Source organism: Williamsia sp. 1138 (genome assembly GCF_002095435.2).
Classification (GTDB): Bacteria; Actinomycetota; Actinomycetes; order Mycobacteriales; family Mycobacteriaceae; genus Williamsia.
This window is the reverse complement of the sequence record NZ_MJEJ02000030.1, coordinates 38597-55506: the sequence shown is the minus strand read 5'-3', so window position 1 is coordinate 55506 and position 16910 is coordinate 38597. Positions and strand designations below refer to the sequence as shown.

Genomic DNA, 16910 nt, shown 5'->3' with positions numbered 1-16910 from the left:
TCAGGTGGGTGGGAGTCGTGGGGGCTGGTCGCCGTGCGGGATCGGAGGTCCCACCGCGAGAAGGCTGCCCACGGTGCGGCCCTTACCCCAGCCGAGCTTTTCCCGGTAGGACCCCACGGCGGCGTCGGCGAGCACCGATCGATCACGCAGCGGCGCGGATTCCGGTGACACATAGAGCGCATCGGTGGGGCAGTAGGCCTCGCACATGAAGCACGTCTGGCAGTCGCTCTGCCGGGCGATCTCCGGAACGCCGTCCTGCCCGCGGTCGAAGACATCCGTGGGGCAGGCCTCGATGCATTTGTCGCATCCGATGCAGGCCTGCGCCAAGACCAGTTCGATCATGAGGCGTGTGCCAGCAGGACTGTCTCGGCGGGGCTGGTCGCGGTCCAGACGTGGTCGAGGCCGCCGGTGAGGATGTGATGATGCTGGCGCGGATCCAGGTCGGGATGATCGTCGCGCTTGCTCATGCCACGAGATTCGGTGCGCAACAATGCCGATCGGTACATCCAGCGACCGACTGCGGTCATGGCGGCGGCCTGCCGGGAACGGATCCGATCGATACCGCCCGTGGGAGCCAGCCCGGCGGACAGGTCGATCCACAGGTGGTCGAGTTCGTCGGCCGCCGCGGTCAACCGGTCTCCGCTGCGGAGGTAGTTCTTCTCGAAGGGGAGCAGTTGGGCCTGGGCAGCGGCGACCACGTCCTGGGCGGACACGGCCTGCCTGCCCTCGGGTCGCAGACCGGCGCGGCCGGCTCCGATGACATCGATCGCCGTCACTTTTTTCACCTGCCGGGCATGACGGGCCGCACCGGCACCGGCCCAGGTGCCCGACGACATCGCCCATGCCGAATTGTGGCTGCCCCCGCCGGTGAATCCGCCGCAGATGCGCTCCCGGGTGGCGACGTCGCCGGCCGCGAACAGGCCGGGCACCGTCGCCCGGCAGCTGTCGTCGACGATGTTGATGCCGCCGGTCCCGCGGACTGTGCCCTCGGCCAGCAGGTCGACCTCGAACCTGTCGGTGAACGGATTGATACCACGGCGGTCGAACTGCAAGAAGAAGTTGGGCTGTCCCATCCGCATCTGCCGCTGCACGTCCGGGGTCGCCCGGTCCAGCTGGGCAAAGACTTTCTCCTGCAACAGCGTCCTGGCGATCACCGACCGGCCCTTGGTGGAACCGGTACCCTCCACAATCCGGCCGTCACCGTGGAAGAACGTGGCGTAGCCGTAATAGGCGGTCTTGGTCACGGTGGATCCGGCCGGAACGATGCCGTAGGCGTTGGAGAACTCCATCCCGGAGAACTCCGCACCGACCTCGGCGGCCATCAGTGCACCGTCACCGGTGTTCACGTTGGTGCCAAGCGCCCGGGACAGGAATGCGCACCCGCCGCTGGCGAGCACCACCGCGCCGGCGAGGATCGTGTAGTCCCGATTCTCGTGCCGCTGGTATCCGGCAGCGCCGCGGACAGATCCGTCGGTCTCGACGAGCAGTTCGAGGGCGGGTGAATGGTCGAGGATCCGTACGCCGGCCCGCTGGATCCACGCCCGCATCCGGCGCATGTATTCGGGGCCCTGCACGCCCGTACGGTCCTGCGCACCGGTGGCCGGGTCGATCGGGAACGGGTAGCGCCCTTCGGTACCGAGGCGTTCCATGTTCGTGAACGTCTGCGCGAGAACCCGATCCATCCAATGGTGGTCCGCGAGATGGCCACCGAGTGTTTCCCTGCTCGCTTTGGCCGCGCTTCGCTTCTCCGGATCGGGCGCCACGTACCAAACCCCGGTGCCCGATGGCGCCGTTGCGCCGCTGGTCCCGCAGTAGCCTTTGTCGACCAGGACCACGTCCGCGCCACTCTCGCGGGCATGTAGGGCTGCCCAGGTGGCGGCAGGTCCACCGCCGATCACGAGTACATCGGTGGACAACTCCAGAGGTGCGGACACGGTGAACTCCTGACGGGGTGGCGGTCCACCGTTCGGCGCTCGAGACCTGGCGGGGCTCGGCCGGTCCGGTGGGACATCTGCCGGTCAGAGTAGGACGGGCGTACCGGGTCCGAGAATGGTTGCGGTCAGGTTGATTCTGGCCGCGGGGTCGTCGGCGACTTGCCAGGATGGGCCGGCACCGCGATAGTCGGATCATGTCCACCGAAGATGCTGCTCTCATCGAGTTCGTCACCGAACACACCCGCGGCACCCTGGCCACCATCCGGCACAGCGGGGTGCCGCAGCTGTCGACGATCAGTTATGCCTTCGACCCACGGGCGCGGTTGTTCCGAATCTCGGTCACCGCGAGCCGTGCGAAGGTGGCGAACCTCCGTCGCGACCCCCGGGCCAGCATCCACGTCAGTAGTGCCGACGGCTGGTCGTACGTGGTCGCCGAGGGACGCGTGGAGCTCAGCCCGGTCGCAGCGCAGACGCGGGACGACGACACGGTGTCGGAGCTCATCGACGTCTACCGAGACATCCTCGGTGAGCATCCGGATTGGGACGAATACGCCCGGGCCCTGGTCTCCGATCAACGGCTCGTGATCCGCCTCCACGCCGACCACGTCTACGGGCAGGTGTCGGACCCGGTCTGATCGTGCAGCGCGGCCTGTCCGCATGCGCTCGGTCGGTGTCGGCTGCCCGGTGGCACTTGACACTTGGCCAAATCGGACGAATCGACCCACTCTAGAATTGCCGTGATTCCTAGTGGCGGCAGCGTTGCCCCGGCGCGCTACGCTGGGTGACATCAGTCACTTGCCCGAAGGGGGTTGCCATGTCACCGGAAGCACAAGAACTACTGGATTTCGAGGTCCGCTGGTACCCGCTGGGTGGTGGGCCCTCGCAGCAGATCCACGAGCGGTTCGGCATGTCCGATCGTGATTACTTCATCAAGATCAACGATCTGCTCGACACCGAACCGCCCGAGACTCTGTCAGCTGTCGCGGTCGACAAGATGCGCGGCGTCGTCCGGCGGCGACTCTGGATGGCGAAGTAGTCGCCGGAGTCGGACCTAAGCGAGCCGGCGTTTTGCTTCTTCCTTCAGGCCTTTTTGCGCGGTGTTGAGCGCGGTCTTCTGGGCCTGCTTGACGATGAGGCCCGGGAGCTTGATCTTGAGGTCGACCTCGAGTTCGAAGGCGATGTGCGATCCCTCGCCTTTCGGGGTCACGGTGTACTGGCCGTGCTGGTGTGAGAGCTGATCGGCTTCGATGAGGTCCCAGGTGCAGGTGTTCTCGGTCCAGGTGTAGTTGAGCAACTGGTGGTCGGTCATGCCGACCGCCTGGAGTTCGAGCTTCACCGTCTTGGGTGAACCATCTTCGTGCTCGTCGACGATCTCGGCCTTCTTGTGGGGTCCGGACCAGTCGGGGAGTGCTTCAATATCCATGAGGATTTCCATGATGACCGCGGGGGGTGCATCGATATCGAACTCGGTCTTCGCATTGACAGGCATGGAACAAAAAGTACACCGAGAAGGACCGATTCTGAGACGGGTTCGAAAGGTGTGGACACCGGTGTCGCAGACGCTAGAAATTCGGACGAAGCGGTCGGGGGACCACGGCGCCGCAATTGACCCTTCCGGCAACGGCTTTGACCGATGAGGACGGAGCGTTCGGTCGGGGTTGATTTCGTGACCGGACCGATGCAATCGAACGACGGCGCGGAGGACATGCGCGGGAGTACGCTCAGCCCTGAGCGGCGTCCGGGCCAACCCGGGTGGCGTGGGTGCTCGAGGAAGTCGCGGCCGGATCCGGTCCGTTTCGCCGAGCGCGGGGGACAGTGCACATTTCTATCTCGATGGGACCAAGGTTGTTCATTCGCAAGGTGTTTCGTACGCGTCAGCGGACCGCGGTCCGGGTCGCGGTGGTGGGTCTCGTCGGAGCGGGAGCGCTTGCGCTGGCCGGTCTCGCCGGCGGTGGCGCAGCTTCGGCAGATCCGTTGACCTGCACGGCAGCGAACGGACACAACGTGATCCGGACAGACGGCCAAGGCGGCTGCGGGGCGAAGGCCGGTCCGGGTAGTACGGCCCGCGCCGAAGATCACAGCCGTGGTGGCACTGCGGTCGCGTCGTCGAACACCGGCGGCAACGCCACGGCCATCAACCTGCAACCGGGTACGACAGCGTTGTCGGGGGCGGTGTCCGGCGGCACGGGATACTCGGTGACCACCGGTCCGGGTGGCCTCGCGATCACGCAGGCCAGGCAGGGCGGCACCTCGCTCGCAGTTGCCGGCTGGGGTGGCACTGCCTACTCCGGCGAATACGGAGCCCAGTGCACGGGCAGCTTCGCCGCTGCGATCGATTCCAACACCGGCCAGGCCTGCATCGGCTCGGGCGGCATCTGGCTCTCGACACCGAGACCTCAATAAACCCAGGGCGGGGGCGCACACGAAAAACCCCCGCACTTCCATACGAAGGGCGGCGCCGCTGACGGTGTCGCCCTTCGTGGTGTCCTGAAGGTGGGCGCGCCAGTCGCGAGTTCACCTACAGTCCATGTGCGGTCTGCTCGTAGCGTTTAGGTTTGATCGGTGAACGAGATCCTGCGCCTTTCAGATTTTGGTCCCGACCATCCCGACATCGGTCCGGACTTCAGCGTTGTCGCCGGGCGCGAGGCCCTGCAGCACATCGTCGACCTCGCCGATACGACCCAATTCCTGGTCGACGATCGCGACGACGACGATCCGCGGCTGCTGACCCTCCCGGGCCGCAACGTCATCGACACCTGGCGTGAGGACTACCCATACGACGAACGGCTCAGCCGTGATGAGTACGAACTCGACAAGCGGTTGTTGCAGATCGAACTGCTGAAGTTGCAGCAATGGATCAAGGCAACGAAGCGGCGGCACATCATGGTGTTCGAAGGCCGCGACGCCGCCGGCAAGGGTGGCACGATCAAACGTTTCATGGAGCACCTCAATCCCCGCGGTGCGCGCGTGGTGGCGCTCGAGAAGCCCAGCGAACGTGAGTCCACCGAGTGGTACTTCCAGCGCTACGTGCAGCACTTTCCGGCTGCCGGCGAGATCGTCATGTTCGACCGCTCCTGGTACAACCGCACCGGCGTCGAGCGGGTCATGGGATTCGCCACCGAGGAGCAGCACGCGACATTCGTCCGTCAGGCCCCGTTGTTCGAGCAGATGCTGGTCGATGACGGCATCAGCCTGACCAAGTTCTGGTTCTCGGTCAGCCCCCTGGAACAGCGCACCCGGTTCGCGATCCGGCAGGTCGATCCGGTCCGGCAGTGGAAACTGTCGCCGATGGACCTCGCTTCCCTGGACAAATGGGATCGCTACACGGCGGCCAAGGAAGAGATGTTCACGTTCACCGATACCGACCACGCGCCCTGGACCGTGGTCAAGAGCAACGACAAGAAGCGCGCTCGGCTCAACGCGATGCGCCATGTCCTGAACCTCTTCGACTATGACAACAAGGACGAGAGCATCGTCGGTGAGCCGGATCCGCTCATCGTCGGGCGGGCACGTGACCTCGCCGGTGAATAGCCACCTGCGCCATCTGTGGGTCACGGATCGGTAGCCTGGGCCGGTGCGTTCATTCCTGACTGCTCTGTTGTGCCTCGTCGCCATCGTCGGGGCCGCCATCGCCGTGCCCGCGTTCTGGGTGAACGAGCGCGTGGTCGACCGAGAAGGTTTCTCTGAAACCGTTGCGCCCCTCGCAGACAACGCGAAGGTGCAGCAGCTGATCGCGGATGAGATCACCACACAAGTCAAGATGGCCGCGCCGTTGGTGCCCTCGGCGCTGGTGCAGCCGCTGGCCGACGCTTACACCAAGGGCAGCGAGTTCCCGAAGGACTTCGCCGAGGTGATGAACCAGCAGCATGACTGGTTGTTCTCCGAGGCCACCCCTGAAGACGAGGGGCGGGTCATGTCACTCGACCTGACCCCGATGGTGAACCGGGTGCTGTCTGAGCAGGGACTCGGCGCGATCCAGGTGGAGGGGCCCATCGAGGTGCCGCTGGCCGACTCTGCGCAGGCAGGGCTCGAGGCGGGCCGCTACCACCAGCTCGGCGACCAGATCGGATACATCGCCTTCGGTGCCGCAATAGCGGCGATCGTCGCCACCCTCGGCGCACTGATCTTCGCCCGCCGTCGTGGCCTGGTTCTGCTGGCAGTCGGTTTCGGCATCGTCATCGGCGGAATCCTGACCTGGTTGCTGGGTGAGTTCGCTCGTCGCCGGGCGCAAGACGAAATCGGTGGCGCCGAGGGATCGGCGCGCGAGGTCGCAGATCTGATGGTCGACAAGGTGGTCGACAACATGCAGAACGTCGGCCTGATCGCCGTCGGCGCAGGGGTCGCCCTGGCCGCGATCGGTCTGCTGATCTCGGCCCTGCTCGAGCGCCGCAGATAGCGGAGCGTCGCCGGCCTCCTGGCTGACTTCTGGCCCGACGTCGGCTCGTCCGTTCCAGTGCTGGGGATCTGCTCCAGTTCTGGGGATCTGCTCCGGTTCCAGGGTGCTGGAAGTGGAGCATGTCACTGAAAGTGGAGCAGATCGCCGGTTGTCGGACCTCCATGCGAACATGTGTTCGTGTCCGACGAGCCGAGAGTGCAGGCGAGCATCCTGCATGCCGATCTCGACTCCTTCTATGCCTCCGTCGAGCAGCGCGACCACCCGCAGTTGCGCGGGCGGCCCGTGATCGTCGGCGGTGGGGTGGTCCTCGCCGCAAGCTATGAGGCCAAGGCCTGCGGAATCCGGACTCCGATGAACGGTCGCGACGCTCGCAAGCTGTGCCCTGAGGCGGTGGTCATGCCGCCTCGTTTCGAGGCGTACACCGAGGCGAGCCGCGCGGTCTTCGAGATCTTCCACGACACCACGCCACTGGTCGAGGGCATCTCGATCGATGAGGCATTCCTCGACGTCGGCGGCTTGTATCGGGTCAGCGGTACGCCGCGCGGGATCGGCGCGAGGTTGCGTGAGCAGGTCCGCGTCGAGGTCGGGTTGCCGATCACCGTGGGAATTGCGCGCACGAAGTTCCTCGCCAAGGTGGCCAGCGCGGTAGGTAAACCAGACGGGTTGCTCGAGGTGCCACCCGATGAGGAGTTGTCCTTTCTGCACCCGCTGCCCGTGGAGCGATTGTGGGGCGTCGGCGTCGTCACCTCTCGCAAGTTGCGGGACGCCGGGCTGAACACCGTGGGGGATCTGGCCGCGGTCGGCGAGGTCTCGCTCGGTTCATTGCTGGGGCGTGGTGCCGGACGGCACCTGTACGCGCTGGCTCTGGCACGTGATCCCCGCCCGGTCGAAGGGGGCAAACGAAGACGTTCGATCGGGTCGCAGCGCGCCCTGGGACGCAAACCGAAGTCGCAGGAAGACCTGGAGGCGACGATGGTGGCGATCGTCGACCGACTCGGCAAGCGTCTGCGGAAAGCTGAGAGAGTCTGCCGCACCGTGGTATTGCGGCTCCGATTCGACGACTTCACCAGGGCCACCCGTTCACGGACCCTGTACGAACCGACCGATGGCACCCAGGTGCTGATGACCGCGGCCCGTGGACTCCTCGCGGAGGCGATGCCGATCATCCGCGACAAGGGCTGCACGTTGGTCGGGTTGTCGCTGACCAATCTCGACAACAACGGCTCCATCCAGATGGCGCTACCGTTCGAGGAGCATCACCAGGAGAAGCTCGACATCACCATCGACGGCCTACGTGATCGCTTCGGCACGGGATCGGTCACCCGGGCGGTATTGCTGGGCCGCGACGCGGGAATGTCGGTGCCGATGCTGCCTGACTGAGATTTCGACCGGCGCCCGCACAATTGTTCGAAAACTGCTGGTAGAGGGGCCGCGAACTCTTCGCTACGGTGTCTAGATGGCTTCACCCACCGTCTCGGACTCGGACGACCTGACTCCAGGCGTCGTCGACGACACGGCACCGGCGCCGGTTGACACTCGCGCCGGTGACAATCTCCGCGTGGATCGACGCATTGCGGCGCGCCTGCAGCTGTCGTCGTGGCAGGCACCCTGGGTGGTGGCGCTCGCGACCTTTGTGATCACCGCAGCCCTCTACATCGTCTATGCCGTGAGGCGGTATGAACGGCTCGGGTTCACCGGCTGGGACCTCGGGATCTTCACCCAGGCGGTCAAGGCGTACAGCCGCTTCGAGGCACCGATGGTGCCCCTCGAGGGCACCGACATCAATCTGATGGGCGACCACTTCCAGCCATGGATCGCGCTCATCGGCCCGCTGTACCGACTCTTCCCGTCCCCGATCACGTTGCTGGTCGTGCAAGCCCTTCTGTTCGCCGTTGCGGCGGTCCCGATCGTCCGGCTCGCCACCAAGCAACTGGGCGCCGTGATCGGGGTTCTGGTCGCGATCGCCTACGGCCTGGCCTGGGGTGTGGCGCACGCGTTGGCGTTCGACTTTCACGAAATCGCGCTCGCGGTCCCTCTCATGGCCTTCTCGCTGGTGGCCCTGGTCGAACAGCGCTGGCGAGCGGCGTTGCTCTACGCACTGCCGCTGGTCTTCTGCAAAGAGGACCTCGGGCTGACGGTCGTCGTGCTGGCGGGCGTCGTCGCGCTGCGCTGCGGGCCGCGGACGTACCGGTGGGCGGCAGGGACCGCGGTCTGGGGTCTGGTCTGGACCGCGCTGGCCGCCAAGGTGATCGTGCCTGCCTTCAGCAGCGCCGACTACTCATACGGATCGAAGTTCGCGGAGTCGCCCGCCGAGGGTGTTCGCGAGTTGGTGCTCGGCTTCGCCGCCGGAGACGCCCGCGCCTCCACCGCGTTCATGCTTCTCGTCATCACGGTGTTCCTCGCGGTTCGCTCGCCGATCGCACTCGTCGCGATCCCGACCATCGCGTGGCGGTTCTGGAGCACCAATCACCTCTACTGGTCGGACGACTACCACTACGACGCCATCCTGATGCCGGTCATGTTCGTCGCGATGATCGACGCGCTGATGACCCTGCGCAGGCGTGGCAGCTCGCGCCGGGTGCTGACCGGGTTCGCGGCGGGCGCCGCGGTGATCGCAGTGGTGCTGACCGCAGGTGGCCCGTTGCACCGGTTGGCCGAACGCGACTTCTACACGCCGGCCACGGCCGCACAAGCAGTGGCGGCGCTCGAAGAGCAGATACCGGCCGGAGAGTCGGTGGCCGCCACCAACAACATCGCACCGCAGTTGGTGGCCGACCACGAGGTGACACTCTTCCCGCGGCTCGACCGGGATCGGTCCATACCGCAGTGGATCATGGTCGACACCAACACCTACGGCATGTTCCCGACGAGCCAGCAAGGAGTGCGGGACGCCCTCTCGAAGATCGAAAACGGCCGCGAGTATCGCGAAGTCGGCGAACGGGACGGGGTTGTGTTGCTCGAGCGACGTTGATTGTGAACGCCCGGCCTCAGCGGCTCAATTTCTCCCACAGGAACTCGTAGGCCAGAGCAGACTTGAACGCCGCCTGCTTGTTGTCCGCAGCACCGCCGTGCCCACCTTCGATGTTCTCGTAGTAGCTCACCGTGTGGCCGTACTCCTCGAGCCGGGCGACGAACTTTCGTGCGTGTCCCGGGTGAACCCGGTCGTCGCGCGTCGAGGTCGTCATCAGGAGCTCGGGGTAGGTCGCGTCTTCACGAAGCAGTTGGTAAGGAGAATATTCGGAGATGAACGCCCACTGCTCCGGGTCGTCCGGATCGCCGTATTCCGCCACCCACGAGGCCCCGGCGAGCAGCAGGTGATAACGCTTCATGTCCAGCAGCGGGACCTGGCACACCAGTGCTCCGAAGAGTTCGGGATAACTCGTGAGCATCACTCCCATGAGCAGGCCGCCGTTCGATCCGCCCTGTGCAGCGAGCTGCTTCGGAGTCGTCAATCCGCGATCGACGAGATTCTTTGCGACACTGGCGAAATCCTCGTAGACGAGATGCCTCCCGGCGAGCTGCGCCTGGGTGTGCCAGGTCGGTCCGTACTCTCCGCCGCCCCGGATGTTGGCGATCACGTAGATTCCGCCGCGTTCGATCCAGCTTCGTCCTGAGATCGCGCCGTAGGCGGGGGTCATCGAGTTCTCGAAACCGCCGTAGCCATAGAGCAGGGTCGGTCCGGTGTCGACATCGTTCCGCTTGACGACGAAGTACGGTACCTGGGTGCCGTCATCGGACGTTGCGAAATACTGTGACGCAGTCACATTCGCAGTGTCGAACAGGGCGGGCGACTGCTTGATGGGGGCAACCCCGTCCGTGCTCGAGCCGTGTAGCAGGCTCGGAGGCGTGGTGAAGCTGCTCGCCGACAAGAACAGTTCGTCACTGTGATCGGGATCGGTGTCGAGCACGCCGATGGTCGCCAGTTCCGGTAGACCTGCGAGCTCGGAAACACTCCAGTCGTCGACGCTCAGCAGGCGGAGTTCGGTCTGCACGTCGCGCAGCGTCACCAGCACCAGGTGCGCAGACGTGAACGAGAAGTTCTGCAGGCTCGTGTGCGCATCGGGCGAGAACAGTACCGTCGCATCGCGCACGCCGCTCTTGTAGGCGTCGAAGTCGAAGACCAGCAGGGTGCCGGTCGGGTAGGTGGTCTGTTCGTCGAGCTGCCATGGCGACCGGGTGAAGACCAGAAGCCAATTCCGGTGGACGCTCGTGTGCGCGTCGCTGGGGACATCGATGAGAGTGGTCGCGTCGCCGTCGAGTTCGTAGAATTCCTGGTTGAAGAAGTCTGTCGACCGGATCAGGAAGTGACGCTCGAATCCGATCGTGTCGTCGTACATCGCTTGCACGGCTACGTCTTCGACGGCGCCGGTGTACACGACGGGAGCCTGTTCCAGGGGCGTACCGCGGGTCCAGCGTTTGACCACGCGCGGGTAACCAGAATTGGTCAGTGCTGAGCCACCATCGGGTTGGTCGCCGAAGTCGGTGCCGACGTAGACGGTGTCCTCGTCGATCCAGCCGATGTCGGACTTGTTCTCGGGCAACGTGAATCCGCCCTCGTCGGCGGTGATCCAGGTGCGCGAGACCATGTCGAACTCGCGGACGATCGAGGCGTCGGCTCCTCCCCGCGACAACAGGATGAGAGCACGGCGGTGATCGGGGCGCAGCACCAGCGCGCCTTTCCACACCCAGTTCTCGTCCTCGTCGGACGCGACGGCGTCGAGATCGATCAGCACGTCCCATTCCGGGGTTTCGGTGCGGTACTGCTCGAGTGTGGTGCGACGCCACAGGCCGCGCGGGTTGGCCGCGTCGCGCCAGTAGTTGTACAGATGTTCGCCGCGGCGGCGGACGTACGCGATCCGGTCGTCGGTGTCGAGGACCTCCAGGGCGCCCGACTGCAGGTCGGCAAACCTCGTCGAGGTGGTCAGCGCGTCGATGGTCGGCTGATTGTGCTCGCGGACCCAGGTCAGGGCCTTGTCGCCGGTCACATCTTCGAGCCAGAGGTAGGGATCGGAATCACTCACGCCGACCAGTCTGCCGCAACGGTTCACCACCGGTCAGTCAGGGAGTCGAGGGACGATTCTCCAGGTGCTCCGCCAGGACGGCCAGGTTCATCGTGAGTATCTCGAGGGCCAGGGATGCATCGACGGTGTCGAGGACGTCGCCCGCTGTGTGCACATCGGTATTCGCGCGGTCGTCGGCTTCGATGGTGAGAACCGCCGGGAGCCCGGCATCGATGAACGGGACGTGGTCGCTCGCGAACGGGTTCATCGACGTGGTCACCGACAGCTCGGTCCAGGTGCCTGCGGCAGCGACGAGTTCGGCCATCAAATCCGTCGATGTCGGTCCACCCTCGATCATGACGCCGGGCCGCGCGGTGTTCTTCCTACCGATCATGTCCATGTTGATGATCGCGCTCAGGCGCGCTCGGGTCTCGGTATCGAGGCTTTCGACGTAGTCGATGCTGCCCAAGAGCCCCTGTTCCTCGCCGCCGAACAGGACCAGCAGCACGTCGTTCGACCAGGCCCGGCCGGCGAGGACGCGGCCGAGTTCGAGGACGCCGGCCGATCCGCTGGCGTTGTCGTCGGCACCCGGCGCGGGGAGTGACCGGCCTTCCTGATTCACCGAGTCGAGGTGCGCGGTGACCGCGACGAGCCCTCGCGGGGCTGCGCCGGTTCCGGTGCGGTGGGCGAACAGGTTCTCACTCTGCCCGTCTCCGACAGCGATGGGGCTGCGAGTCACGGTGTAGCCCAGACCGTCGAGTTCGGCTGCGGCAAAAGCCATCGCCGTGGCGAACCCAGGGCTCAGGGAGTGCCGGGTGATCGGTGCGGCGATCGTCGTCAGATACCGCTCGTAGTGGTCAGGGGAGAGAGTCTCGACCAGGGTGGCCAGGCCCGGATGCCGGGCGCCCTGCACCGTGGGCGGATGCTCGAGCGACGACAGGTCGATCCGCCCCCTGCTAGAGCGACGACATGTTCTCTCGTGCTCGATCACAGTCGGCGTATCTCGAGTCGGTCATCGGCCTGGTGGACGACCTCCAGCGATGCGCCCGACCCGGGCGCCGGGCGGCTCGGGGTGTCATCGCGACCGAGTCCGAGCTCGACCACAGTTCCATCGGGGTCTACCTCGAGTCCCCGGCGACCCCGGGCAGGCGGGAAGCCGAAGCCGTCCGGCCGATACACGGCGACATCGTCGTGGTCTTCTTCGAACGAATGCCACCAGGTCTGGGCGGGCATGGTCAGTTACCCCGTTGCAGTCGGCACGGGTGCCCGCAGGGATGACCGGGCGGTCTCGAGGCAGGTCCGCATTCGATTGACCTGCCCGACGGTGAACATGACCATCGTGTCGTCGTCGACATAGTCCATATAGTCCATGAACAGATCGCCCGAGGGGCCGTTGTTGCAGCTGATCTTCGGAAATGTCGGCTTGCCGGTGTTCTCCGAACCCTGATTGGGGGTGTCGGAGACCTCGTCGGTACCGCCGCAGCCACTGCCGTCGTCGCCCCAGATGTGGAACAGGTTGAGGTAGTGGCCGACCTCGTGGGTGGCGGTGCGGCCGAGGTTGAACGGCTCGGTGGCCGTCCCGGTGGTCCCGAACGCGGTGTGTGTGATCACCACGCCGTCGGTGTCCACCGGCCCGCCGGGGAACTGGGCGTAACCGAGGAGTCCACCACGGAGCAGGCCCACCCACATGTTCAGGTAGCGGTCGGCAGGCCAGGCGTCGGCGCCGCCGCGGTCGGAGAACTTGATCGCGTTGTCGGTGCCGAATGACACCTGGGTGGTGGACGTGCGCGTGATCCCTGATGTGGGGTTGCCGTCGGGGTCGACGGTCGCCAGGACGAACTCGATCTTGGCGTCGCCGACGAGCTCGGCGAACACTTCGGGGACGGCCGCCAGGTCCTTGTTGATCGCGCGATAATCCCGGTTCAGGACCTCGATCTGGCTGGTCACCTGATCGTCCGAGATGTTCTCGGAGTCGACGCGGGCCACGACGTGCACGACCACCGGGATCTGGACCACTTCTTCGGTGGTCCGCTCCAACCGTTGGAAGTCCCTGGTGGTGTTCTCCAGGTCTGCCCGGGCGCGGCGGTACTGCGACGAGTCGGTCAGCAACCGGCGGTGCTCGGCCATGGCCCCACACGTGCGGCGGACCGGGGGTTCGATGTTCGTCATGTGCATCAGACGCCCCGGGAGCGATCTCGGTTCCCCACCGACCCGATCTTGGTGGGTTCTGGCGGAGCCGAGCTGGGGTTTTGATCACCAGAACCCACCAATTCGGGAATCACGTCGATTCGAGCACACGTCGATCGTCATCACTGTGCAAGCGACAATGAACAAGAACCAGAAGGAGCACATCATGCGTTACTCACTTTTGTTGAACAATGCCGAGCCGGCGGACGGCGACATCCCTGCGGAGGCGATCGCGCAGATGCAGGAGGCGTTCGGCGTCTACGGACAGGCCCTCGCCGCGGCGGGGGTGCTGGTGGCAGGCGAGATTCTGCAGCCGGTGGTCGCGAGCACCACGGTGACGTTGCGGAACGGCAGCGTGCAGGTGCAGGACGGACCGTTCGCCGACACCAAGGAAGCGTTGGCCGGGGTGTTCGTGATCGACGTCCCCGACCTCGACGCGGCGCTGGCGTGGGCCGAGAAGTGCCCGGGCGCGCAATACGGTGTCATCGAGGTGCGCCCGGTGGCCATCTCCTTGATCGATGGGGCCTGGACCTCTGCCTCCTCGTGCACAGGTGACAACTGAACCGATGAGTGACGCCACGACGACGGTGCTGGCCGACCAGGCGGCCCGCACCTCGTACGGCCGGTTGCTGGCCTTGCTCGCCGCGGCCGACGGTGACGTACCCGCCGCCGAGGACGCGCTCTCGGATGCTTTCGAGCGGGCGCTGACCCGATGGCCGGTCGACGGGATACCGGACAATCCCGACGGCTGGATCCTGACCGTCGCGCGCAACCGCCAGCGCGATCGCTGGAAGTCGTCTGCGCACCGGACGTCAGTCGAGATCGACCCCGACCGCGACTGCGGCGCGCACCTCGACGACATCGACCCCGACGCGGTACCGGACAGGCGGCTCGCGTTGATGCTCGTGTGCGCACATCCCGCGATCAACCCGGCAGTGCACACCCCACTGATGCTCAACACCGTGCTCGGTTTCACCGCCCACCAGACAGGGCGTGCATGTGCAATTCCGTCGAAAACCCTTGCTGCCCGCCTGGTCCGGGCAAAACGAAGGATCCGTGATGCTCGGATCCCGTTCCGGGTACCCGACCGCGACGACCTGCCCGACCGGATGCCCGCAGTGCTCGAGGCCGTCTACGGTGCCCATGCCATCGACTGGCACAGCAGTGGCACCCAGGTTCGCCAGTCGCTGACCACGGAGGCCATGTACCTGGCGCAGACACTGGTCGAGGTGGCACCGGAGGACGCCGAGGCGCTGGGGCTGGCCGCGCTGATCTGTCTGTCGACTGCGCGTCTGCCCGCCAGATTCGACACCGCCGGCGATCTCGTTCCGCTGCCGGAGCAGGATGTCGCGCTGTGGGACGACGTCCTGATCGACCGCGGTGTCGGGTTCCTCCGCAGGGCTCATCCGCTCGGCACCCTCGGCAGATTTCAGCTCGAGGCCGCGATGCAGGCCGTGCACGTCGCGCGCCGGGACACGGGCACCACCGATTGGTCGACGCTGCGCGAGCTGCACCAGACGCTCGACGCAGTGGCGCCGAGCCTGGGCGGAACGGTTGCGTTCGCCGTGGTGACCGCCGAGATCGACGGGCCGGCAGCCGGGCTCGAACTGCTCGACGCCGGCGCCGACCGGATGGGGCACTTTCAGCCCGCATGGAGTGCCCGGGCACACCTGCTCGACCGCCTCGGCAGGCGCAAGGACGCGGTGAAGGCGTACGACAGAGCAATCTCCCTGACCACCGATCCCACCGAACGCGCGCATCTTGCGAGGCGTCGCAAGGGTTCGGACTAGGCCACCACCTCGCCGGTCCTGACCGGGCAACGGGTGTGCGTGTAGATCGTGGGCATACAGAGGTTGCAGTGCGTGCACTTCGACACGGTGGTCGGATCGGCCTCGATGCGCAGCGGCAGGTCGGGTTCGCGGAGGAGTGCCCGGCCCATCGCCATGAAATCGAAGCCCTCGGCCAGCGCAAGGTCCATCGAGGCGCGATCGGTGATGCCGCCGAGCAGGATCAACGGCATCGACACCGCCGCCCGGAGTTGTCGGGAGAGGGGGAGCAGATAGGCGGGGTGGTAGTCGTACTCCTTGAGAAAGAAGGGCGCGACGGCCTTGAGTCCCCACTTCATGGCACCACGGAACGCGTCGGCGAACTCCTTTCGCGGTGCGTCGCCGTGGAACAGGTACATCGGGTTCAGCAGTGAACTGCCCGCGGTCGGCTCGATGGCGTCGAGGAAACCGTCCGACTCGAACAGCCTCCCGACCTCGCAGGCCTCGTCGACGCCGAAGCTCCCCGGGAACCCGTCGTACATGCTCAGTTTTGCCCAGACGACGACGTCGGGCCCGACCTCGTCGCGGACCGCCTGGGTGATCTCGCGGCAGAAGCGTGCACGGTTGATCAGCGAACCGCCGTACGCGTCATGGCGGCGGTTGAGCAGTGGGCTCAAGAAGCAGCTCGCGAGATAGTTGTGGCCGAAATGGATCTCCAGCCCGTCGAACCCGCTGTCGACGGCGATCCGGGCGGCCCGCCGAAACTTTGCGAGGATCACGGCGATGTCGTCGGCGTCGACCTTCTTGCACAGCGCCATACCCATGGGGGCGGGGATACGCGACGGGGCGAGCGCCCTGGCCTGGTTGGAGATCGAGTTGGCGACCGGCCCGGCATGGCCGAGTTGTGCCGCCGCGAGTGCGCCTTCGGAGTGGATGGCGTCGGTGAGTTCGATCAGACCGGGCATCGCCTCGGGTCGCATCCAGATCTGATGGCGGTCGGTGCGTCCTTCTGGGGAGATCGCGCAGTAGGCGACGGTGCACATCGCGACGCCACCGGCGGCGACCTCCCGGTGGAACTCGATGAGTTGTGGGGTCACCAGCGCATCGGGCGTGGCCCCTTCGAACGTCGCGCACTTGATGAGTCGATTGCGCAGACGCAATGGACCGAGGTCGGCCGGAGCAAAGGGTGTGGGCTGCACCCTCGCGACGGTATCGCTGATCGGCACGCCAAACAAGAACATGTTCTAGTTGGTTCCCGGTCAGGATTCAATCCGGGCGCGGTTGGGTAACGAATACCAGTGGATTGCACATTCAGGAATTGGATGTGCGCCACGAAGACACGGAGCGGTCGGGGACTGCGACGTAAGGGGCGTTCAGATGAATGCACACACCCACCCGGGCACTCGACATCTACGCCTGTGCGAACCAGAGGGCAGTTCCGCCTTCGAGGGACTTCCGGCTGATCCCGGCACCTCCGAGTTCTGGAACGAGGGACCGGAAACCATGGTGTCGATGGCGCGGCCCGACCGCTGGCTGTGGATTCCTGCGGGCTGAGACGCCGCCTGCTCAGACCGGTTTTTCGGCCGGCGTGTTCGCCTGCAGCGATCTGGGCCCCTACAAGGGGGTA

18 protein-coding genes are annotated in these 16910 nt (G+C 65.7%); 10 read left to right on the top strand and 8 right to left on the bottom strand.

What is annotated here, in order from left to right; genetic code table 11:
- Window positions 1-342 carry a ferredoxin family protein gene (locus BH683_RS05230; protein WP_084835214.1) on the bottom strand — a complete coding sequence of 114 codons (342 nt, stop codon included), beginning with the start codon at window positions 340-342 and terminating at the stop codon, window positions 1-3.
- The gene (locus tag BH683_RS05225) at window positions 339-1934 is read right to left on the bottom strand and encodes an FAD-binding protein (protein ID WP_084835213.1); all 1596 of its coding nucleotides are present in this window, start codon (window positions 1932-1934) and stop codon (window positions 339-341) included. The genes BH683_RS05230 and BH683_RS05225 overlap by 4 nt, the downstream gene beginning before the upstream one ends.
- Window positions 1935-2128: 194 nt before the next feature.
- On the opposite strand from BH683_RS05225, the gene BH683_RS05220 reads away from it, so the two are divergent.
- Together BH683_RS05220 and BH683_RS05215 are read left to right on the top strand one after the other, a co-directional pair.
- Window positions 2129-2569: a PPOX class F420-dependent oxidoreductase gene (locus BH683_RS05220; protein ID WP_210405161.1), complete on the top strand. Its 441-nt coding sequence runs from the start codon at window positions 2129-2131 to the stop codon at window positions 2567-2569.
- Window positions 2570-2748: 179 nt separating this feature from the next.
- Complete coding sequence (locus BH683_RS05215) at window positions 2749-2970, top strand: DUF3263 domain-containing protein (RefSeq protein ID WP_084835211.1); 222 nt, start codon at window positions 2749-2751, stop codon at window positions 2968-2970.
- Window positions 2971-2985: 15 nt separating this feature from the next.
- On the opposite strand, the gene BH683_RS05210 is transcribed toward BH683_RS05215, so the two are convergent.
- The gene (locus tag BH683_RS05210) at window positions 2986-3423 is read right to left on the bottom strand and encodes an SRPBCC family protein (RefSeq protein WP_084835210.1); all 438 of its coding nucleotides are present in this window, start codon (window positions 3421-3423) and stop codon (window positions 2986-2988) included.
- Window positions 3424-3794: 371 nt separating this feature from the next.
- On the opposite strand from BH683_RS05210, the gene BH683_RS05205 reads away from it, so the two are divergent.
- From BH683_RS05205 to BH683_RS05185, 5 genes are all read left to right on the top strand, one after another.
- Window positions 3795-4337 carry a DUF6764 family protein gene (locus BH683_RS05205; RefSeq protein ID WP_246833201.1) on the top strand — a complete coding sequence of 181 codons (543 nt, stop codon included), beginning with the start codon at window positions 3795-3797 and terminating at the stop codon, window positions 4335-4337.
- A 159-nt stretch (window positions 4338-4496) separates the two neighbouring features.
- Window positions 4497-5465: a polyphosphate kinase 2 gene (gene ppk2, locus BH683_RS05200; RefSeq protein ID WP_084835208.1), complete on the top strand. Its 969-nt coding sequence runs from the start codon at window positions 4497-4499 to the stop codon at window positions 5463-5465.
- 43 nt (window positions 5466-5508) lie between these two features.
- A complete protein-coding gene (locus tag BH683_RS05195) occupies window positions 5509-6330 on the top strand; it encodes a hypothetical protein (protein ID WP_084835207.1) in 822 nt (273 codons plus the stop codon).
- Between the two features lie 177 nt (window positions 6331-6507).
- Complete coding sequence (dinB, locus tag BH683_RS05190; protein WP_246833200.1) at window positions 6508-7710, top strand: DNA polymerase IV; 1203 nt, start codon at window positions 6508-6510, stop codon at window positions 7708-7710.
- 76 nt (window positions 7711-7786) lie between these two features.
- Window positions 7787-9301 carry a DUF2079 domain-containing protein gene (locus tag BH683_RS05185; RefSeq protein ID WP_084835206.1) on the top strand — a complete coding sequence of 505 codons (1515 nt, stop codon included), beginning with the start codon at window positions 7787-7789 and terminating at the stop codon, window positions 9299-9301.
- A gap of 16 nt (window positions 9302-9317) precedes the next feature.
- Here the strand turns inward: BH683_RS05185 and BH683_RS05180 are convergent, their stop codons facing one another.
- From BH683_RS05180 to BH683_RS05165, 4 genes are read right to left on the bottom strand one after another with little or no spacing between them, the layout of a single operon-like run.
- Window positions 9318-11351: a prolyl oligopeptidase family serine peptidase gene (locus BH683_RS05180; protein WP_084835261.1), complete on the bottom strand. Its 2034-nt coding sequence runs from the start codon at window positions 11349-11351 to the stop codon at window positions 9318-9320.
- Between the two features lie 37 nt (window positions 11352-11388).
- On the bottom strand, window positions 11389-12321 hold the full coding sequence (locus tag BH683_RS05175; protein ID WP_084835205.1) for a M28 family metallopeptidase: 933 nt from the start codon (window positions 12319-12321) through the stop codon (window positions 11389-11391).
- The gene (locus BH683_RS28900) at window positions 12318-12563 is read right to left on the bottom strand and encodes a hypothetical protein (protein WP_094647266.1); all 246 of its coding nucleotides are present in this window, start codon (window positions 12561-12563) and stop codon (window positions 12318-12320) included. The genes BH683_RS05175 and BH683_RS28900 overlap by 4 nt, the downstream gene beginning before the upstream one ends.
- Window positions 12564-12569: 6 nt before the next feature.
- Window positions 12570-13499: a M43 family zinc metalloprotease gene (locus BH683_RS05165; protein WP_094647268.1), complete on the bottom strand. Its 930-nt coding sequence runs from the start codon at window positions 13497-13499 to the stop codon at window positions 12570-12572.
- A 184-nt stretch (window positions 13500-13683) separates the two neighbouring features.
- Between BH683_RS05165 and BH683_RS05160 the strand changes: the two genes are divergently transcribed.
- Window positions 13684-14079 carry a YciI family protein gene (locus BH683_RS05160; protein WP_084835260.1) on the top strand — a complete coding sequence of 132 codons (396 nt, stop codon included), beginning with the start codon at window positions 13684-13686 and terminating at the stop codon, window positions 14077-14079.
- 4 nt (window positions 14080-14083) lie between these two features.
- Window positions 14084-15307 carry a DUF6596 domain-containing protein gene (locus tag BH683_RS05155; RefSeq protein ID WP_084835259.1) on the top strand — a complete coding sequence of 408 codons (1224 nt, stop codon included), beginning with the start codon at window positions 14084-14086 and terminating at the stop codon, window positions 15305-15307.
- Here BH683_RS05155 and BH683_RS05150 read toward each other — a convergent pair.
- Window positions 15304-16524, bottom strand: a complete 1221-nt coding sequence (locus BH683_RS05150; RefSeq protein ID WP_084835204.1) for an NADH:flavin oxidoreductase — start codon at window positions 16522-16524, stop codon at window positions 15304-15306. The two genes, BH683_RS05155 and BH683_RS05150, sit on opposite strands and share 4 nt — an antisense overlap.
- Window positions 16525-16660: 136 nt before the next feature.
- Between BH683_RS05150 and BH683_RS28585 the strand changes: the two genes are divergently transcribed.
- Window positions 16661-16837, top strand: a complete 177-nt coding sequence (locus BH683_RS28585; protein WP_168186971.1) for a hypothetical protein — start codon at window positions 16661-16663, stop codon at window positions 16835-16837.
- Window positions 16838-16910: the final 73 nt, after the last annotated feature.